This window comes from Candidatus Aquicultor sp., assembly GCF_054640775.1.
The window spans coordinates 22,707-28,706 of record NZ_JBTSLF010000013.1; the positions used below are offsets into that span (position 1 = coordinate 22,707).

7 protein-coding genes are annotated in these 6,000 nt (G+C 52.5%); 1 reads left to right on the forward strand and 6 read right to left on the reverse strand.

Features of this window, described 5'->3' with window-relative positions; translation table 11 throughout:
- The first annotated feature begins 97 nt into the window (after window positions 1-97).
- Window positions 98-535, forward strand: coding sequence for a CBS domain-containing protein (locus ACYC56_RS02240; RefSeq protein ID WP_461372553.1), 438 nt, complete (start codon window positions 98-100; stop codon window positions 533-535).
- A 259-nt stretch (window positions 536-794) separates the two neighbouring features.
- On the opposite strand, the gene ACYC56_RS02245 is transcribed toward ACYC56_RS02240, so the two are convergent.
- The 6 genes from ACYC56_RS02245 to ACYC56_RS02270 all read right to left on the reverse strand — a co-directional run.
- A complete protein-coding gene (locus ACYC56_RS02245) occupies window positions 795-2,063 on the reverse strand; it encodes a glutamate-5-semialdehyde dehydrogenase (protein WP_461372554.1) in 1,269 nt (422 codons plus the stop codon).
- A gap of 17 nt (window positions 2,064-2,080) precedes the next feature.
- Window positions 2,081-3,223, reverse strand: coding sequence for a glutamate 5-kinase (gene proB, locus ACYC56_RS02250; RefSeq protein WP_461372555.1), 1,143 nt, complete (start codon window positions 3,221-3,223; stop codon window positions 2,081-2,083).
- Window positions 3,224-3,365: 142 nt separating this feature from the next.
- The gene (obgE, locus tag ACYC56_RS02255) at window positions 3,366-4,640 is read right to left on the reverse strand and encodes a GTPase ObgE (protein ID WP_461372556.1); all 1,275 of its coding nucleotides are present in this window, start codon (window positions 4,638-4,640) and stop codon (window positions 3,366-3,368) included.
- A 63-nt stretch (window positions 4,641-4,703) separates the two neighbouring features.
- Window positions 4,704-4,973: a 50S ribosomal protein L27 gene (rpmA, locus tag ACYC56_RS02260; protein WP_461372557.1), complete on the reverse strand. Its 270-nt coding sequence runs from the start codon at window positions 4,971-4,973 to the stop codon at window positions 4,704-4,706.
- A gap of 204 nt (window positions 4,974-5,177) precedes the next feature.
- Window positions 5,178-5,591, reverse strand: coding sequence for a hemerythrin domain-containing protein (locus tag ACYC56_RS02265; RefSeq protein WP_461372558.1), 414 nt, complete (start codon window positions 5,589-5,591; stop codon window positions 5,178-5,180).
- Between the two features lie 175 nt (window positions 5,592-5,766).
- The coding region (locus tag ACYC56_RS02270; RefSeq protein WP_461372559.1) for an ABC transporter permease at window positions 5,767-6,000 on the reverse strand (234 nt) is incomplete at its 5' end.

The following is a 6,000-nucleotide window of genomic DNA, read 5'->3' on the forward strand; positions in this document are numbered from 1 at the left end:
TGTACTGCTTGCTATTATCGGCATTATATTTTCTGTTTCCAGGATAAAAATGTGGGAATATCAAAAGTGTATGAGCGAAATGAGGGGGGTGTTTTTTGTGAACGTCAGTGACATCATGACAAAGAATCCTGAATCTGCTCAAGTTACCGATTCCATTATGGATGTTGCGTCCATGATGAGGGATATCAACGTGGGCTTCATGCCGATCCTGGATGGCAATATCTTGGTCGGCGTTTCGACCGACCGCGATATCGTTATTCGTGCGGTTGCCGATGGCATGGATATTGAGAATACAAGTATCGGTGAAATCATGAGTTCTGACCTGCATGTCGTATCACCGGATACCAGCTTGGACGAGGCCGCGAACATCATGGAGGAGTTCAAAATAAGGAGATTGCCGGTTGTTGATCAGGATGGCCTGCTGGTAGGAGTAATATCGCTTGGCGATATAGCTGTGCGCGGCCAGAATATCGAGGAAGCCGGCGAGGTCCTGGAGCAGGTTTCGGAGCCCAGCCGTCCAGAAATGGCCGCTTAGCGGGTTAATAGCGTGTAATTAGTGTCTAATAATAGACAACTAAAAGCCAAGTAGTCGGCTGTATTAGCTAATGGCTACTTGGCTTCTCTTTTTATGGGTTGCCGGGTTATCCCCGCTTAACCCGGTTGTTCTGTTTTATCTTCTTTGTGCGCCGCCGACGACGCCGTGTAGGCCCAAATGCTGAAGCCCAGAATCAAGAACAAAATAACCAGCGTTGCTATTTGCTCGATAGTCAAGGTGTACCTCCTAAACCTAAGACCTAAGATCTAATCTGTCCAGTTCCCTCTATAACGTATTTCGTAGACGTGAGGGCTGTCAAGCCCATAGGGCCCCTCGCGTGAAGTTTCTGTGTGCTGATGCCTATCTCTGCGCCCAGCCCGAACTGCGAGCCATCGGTAAACCGTGTCGAGGCGTTTACATAGACGGCCGCGGCATCCACTTCTTGCGTGAACTTGCGCGCCGACTCGAGGTCTTTCGTGATAATGGCTTCGGAATGCCTGGTCCCATAGGTGTTTATGTGGTCGATCGCCGCCTGGGTGGATTCGACCACACGAACCGCTATCTTAAGCTCCAGGTACTCGGTATACCAGTCCTTCTCGGTCGCTTCTTGTGCTGTTGGAATATATCTCCTGGTCGTCTCATCCCCGATGATGGTCACGCCCTGCGCCATCAAGTCCTCTGCTACCATGGGAAGGAATGTTTCTGCGACTTCCCTGTTCACAAGAAGCGTTTCCGCCGCGTTACAGACGCTTGGACGCTGGCACTTGGCGTTTATTACTATCCTCTTGGCCATCTCGAGGTCGCCGCTTGCGTCCACATAGACATGGCAGTTGCCCGCCCCCGCCCAGAGAACCGGAACGGTAGCGTGCGATACCACGGCATGGATCAACTCGGGGCCACCCCTGGGAACGAGCAGGTCAACGAAATGATCGAGCCTCATAAGCGCGTTTGCCGCCTCCCGGTCGGGATTCGACAGCGCCTGGATGGCATTGGCGGGAAGCCCGGCCTCGGTTGCCGCGTGTGCGATTACTTCCGTGAGCGCTAGATTGGAGTTAAGCGCCATCGAGCCGCCCCGCAGGATAATCGAGTTTCCGCTTTTCACACAGAGGCCCGCCGCTTCAACGGTGACATTCGGCCTCGCTTCATAAATAATCGCCACAACGCCAAGGGGAACCCTGACTTCGCGTATATTCAGGCCGTTCGGCACGCGCCAGCCCTTGATCGTCTCCCCCACCGGATCGGTCAGAACCGCCACGTCGTCCAATCCTTCGGCCATCTCCTTAACCCTTACGGAGTTAAGCATTAGACGGTCGAGCAGCGATGAGTTTATGCCCGCAACGGCAGCGGCCTCCAGATCCTTTTCATTAGCCGCCAATATGTGGTCGCTATGGGCAATCAAGGCCTCGGCCATACTGGTCAGGGCATCGTTTTTCTGTTCGGTGCTCAAGGTCGCCATCTCTCTCGCGGCGAGCTTGGCCCTCTTTCCAATCTCAACAACTTCAGCCTGCAAACGCTCTATCTCCGCCATCGTCGTAAATCCCCTCCCTAGCGTAAAATCACTAAACAATCCCTATGGATGATCTCTTCGTTGTTCATGCTCTCGGGATACTTTTCCATGACCTCGGAGGTCTTCAGACCCTTTATCTGGTCCACTTCATCCGAGGAGTAATTGGTTATCCCCTTGCCAAAAACCCGTCCATTCTTGTCTTTTATCGTTACCGCATCGCCTTCATGGAACTCGCCTTCGCTTGCCACAACGCCTGCCGGCAAGAGACTCTTGCCGGATGCGATGAGGGCGCTGACCGCGCCGTCGTCAACGGTAATACTTCCCGCAGTCGACTTGCCGAACGCGATCCAGAGCTTGCGACCGCTTACTTTCTTTTTCCTCGGTATAAAGAAGGTGCCGATTTGCTTACCGTCCATTATATCAACCAAAACATTCGGCCTTCGCCCGTTTGTGATAAACATGCCGACCCGTGCGAAAATGGCGATCCGGGCCGCCTGCACTTTGGTTGCCATACCGCCCGAGCCAAACTCGCTACCGACGCCGCCGGCCAGGTTTTCCAGCTCAGAGGTTACATCGCTGACCTCCGGAATAAGGCAGGCATCCCCGCCGAGACGCGGGTCGCACGTGTAAAGCCCCTCGATATCCGAGAGCAGGATCAAAATATCGGCCCTGACCAGATTGGCGACAAGCGCCGCAAGCGTATCGTTATCGCCGAATTTGATCTCGTCGACGGCAGTTGCGTCGTTTTCGTTAATTATTGGGACTATTCCCAATTTAAGCAAAGTCTTGAGCGCGTTGCGCGAGTTAAGATATTGTTGCCGGTGGATGATGTCGTTCTGGGTCAGCAAAACCTGACCAACTTTTAATCCGTGGTCGCTGAAAAGTGTCGTGTATTCGTGGAGCAGTAATCCCTGGCCGACCGATGCGGCAGCTTGCAGTTCGGGCATGGACGTCGGCCTGGCTTTGAGCCCTAGGCCCTCGACGCCGGCTGCAATCGCGCCCGAAGAAACGATTACGACCTGGTAATCCTTGGCCCTAAGTTTCGCCACCTGATCGACTATGTTTTTTAGCTGCACGTGGTCGATTTCGCCCGTGCTCTTGGTAATAGTGCTCGTCCCAAGTTTAATAACTACTCGACGAGCATTACGGAAGGCATTCAGTCCTTTGCAATTAATTTGCACCTCTGTGTCAAATATTTTTAAAGCTTATAACCATTTTAACACTTTTGCCTGCTTATAACAGTAATATATGTTCAATCGGTGCAGCGATTGGCGATTAGGGACCTACACCCAATCGCTAATCGCCAATCGTTGCTCGCTGCTCTTAAAAGGGATAAAAGTCGAATGTCATTTTGCCGATGCGAACGGTGTCGCCTTCTTTGGCGCCAGCCTCGATAAGCTTGTCTTCGACGCCGATGCGCTTCAGGCGCTTCTGCAGATGAACGATGGCGTACTCGTTTTCGAAATCGGTCATCGCAATGATTCGCTCGACATTGGTGCCCTTCACGACCCAGGTGTCGTCCTCTCTGGATACGGTGATTTCTTGAGGGCTCGGCTTTTCTGGGACGATTATCTTCTCTCTTTTTCGTTTTATCTCGGGCTTTTCGACGGTATCCAGCAGGTCTGCGAGCGCATAGAGCAGCCGATTTATACCGGTTCCGACGGCGGCCGATATCGGGAAGAACGATATGTCGCGCTCCTTCATATAGGCCTCGACCGCGGGCAGGTTGGCCTGTGCCTCGGGTATATCCATCTTGTTGCCGGCAACGATCTGCGGGCGGTTCGCAAGTTCGGCGTCGTACAGCTCGAGTTCACGGTTTATGACCTCGAAATCCGCGATTGGGTCGCGGCCTTCCAGCGCCGCCATATCCAGGATATGAACGATAACCGCCGTGCGCTCGATATGGCGCAAGAAACCGTGCCCGAGGCCTTTGCCCGCATGCGCGCCCTCTATCAATCCCGGGATATCGGCTACGACGAAACTGCGGCCATCCGGGACGGCGACCACTCCGAGATTCGGAACAAGCGTCGTGAACGGGTAATCCGCGATTTTTGGCCGGGCAGATGAGATCCTGCTGATCAGCGTGGATTTTCCGGAACTCGGAAACCCCACAAGGCCGACATCGGCAAGGAGTTTAAGCTCAAGGACTACCCAATGCTCCTCACCCGGCTCGCCTTTCTCGGCAAAGGACGGCGAGCGACGGGTCGGCGTCGCAAAATGCGCGTTTCCCCTGCCACCCAAGCCACCGCGTGCGATGACCACACGTTCTCCCGGCTCGGTAAGATCCGCGAGGACGTTTCCCTCTTCATCGCGAATCAGCGTACCCGGTGGAACTTTTAAAACGACGTCTGCGCCATTTCTGCCGTTTTTATGACCACCCGAGCCATGCAGCCCCCGCTCGGCTTTGAAGTGCCGTTGGTAACGGAAGTCCATAAGCGTGCGTTGGCTGTCATCCACTTCAAGGATGACGCTGCCGCCGCGGCCGCCGTCTCCACCGTCCGGCCCCCCCTTCGGTACATACTTCGTCCGGAAGAAACTGGCCACGCCGTTTCCGCCGTTTCCCGCTTTTACAAAGATTTTCGCTTCATCAACAAACATAGTTATATATCCCCAAACAAAAAAGCCACAGTTACCTGTGGCTTTAGCTGCGTTTCTTAATGGTTACGCCTGGACGACTGCATCGGCCAACACGCTTACCCTGCGTCCGTTCTTGCCCTTGCTTTCAAAAACAACGTAACCGCTTATTAGAGCAAAGAGCGTGAAATCGCGGCCAAGCCCGACGTTCTGACCTGGATTGATCTTCGTGCCACGCTGGCGCACTATTATGCTTCCCGCGTTTACATACTGTCCGCCAAAAGCCTTTACACCAAGTCTTTTGGACTGGCTATCTCTACCATTCCTGGTACTTCCCATTCCTTTTTTATGTGCCAACTATTTCACCTCGTTATGAAGAAAGCGTGATAATGATTTTTGAACATCCCAATTATTATATTGGCCTGCTAAACTTTTGTCAATTGCGTATGTTGACCGCTTGCGGGTTTATTAAAAAATTTGGAGCCCCTGAAGGCTCCAATAATATTTCTGCTGTTTTATCCTCTATGCATGCCGAGTCTACAGGCCTTTATCTAGGCCGGTTTAGGCGACTTTGCCGATCGATGCGTTCTGGTACTCGGTGTAAATAATACGCTCTTCCTGCCTGATGAGGGCGTTAATGATTTTGTTGAGGCGGTTAAAATCGCGCTTGAATGCTAATGGCGAGCCACCGTCCGAGTATTTGTCGAGAAACAGGATGAGCACGGCCGATATCCGCGCCAAATCGCGTACAAACCAATCAAGCGTGTGTTGCAGTTGAAGGTTGTTAAACGCCATTTCCCTAAGTTGCGGATAAAGCTCTTCGTTTTCTCTCCTGAGATGGGCCAGGAATGATGCTTTTAATGACTGAAGTTCCTGATGGCTCTCTTCGGATGAGATATCGAGGCGCTCGAGGTTCCCGAACGAAATACAAAGGTCTGAGTGCTCTGTGCTGAGTTCATCAATTAGATCTAACAATGTGGTGCCTCCTTGTTTGCTGCGATTGATTTTGCGTTTGCTTATGTGATTTCTTACTGGATTGTTTTTGTGACTGAGGTAATCATCGGCAGCGGGTGTGGCGTTCTTGAGGGAGGAGAATTTAATTAAATTTGTTTTTTTAATTTCGCAATTCGCAATTCGACATTCGCAATTCCTAGAGCTTTGACCAGGGGCACAGGCGATGCTCGAGGAATTCGAGGAGTTCGTAGACGATGAGGCCCATCACGGCCATGGCAACGATACCGCCGAACATGTCGGGGTAGTTGAAGCGACTCCAGGAGTCGATGATAAAGTAGCCGAGGCCTTCCTCTGTTGCAAAGGTCTCTGCGAAAAAGAGCACCGCGATGGCGGTCCCCGAGGCGATCCTGATGGCGGTAAATGTCTTGGG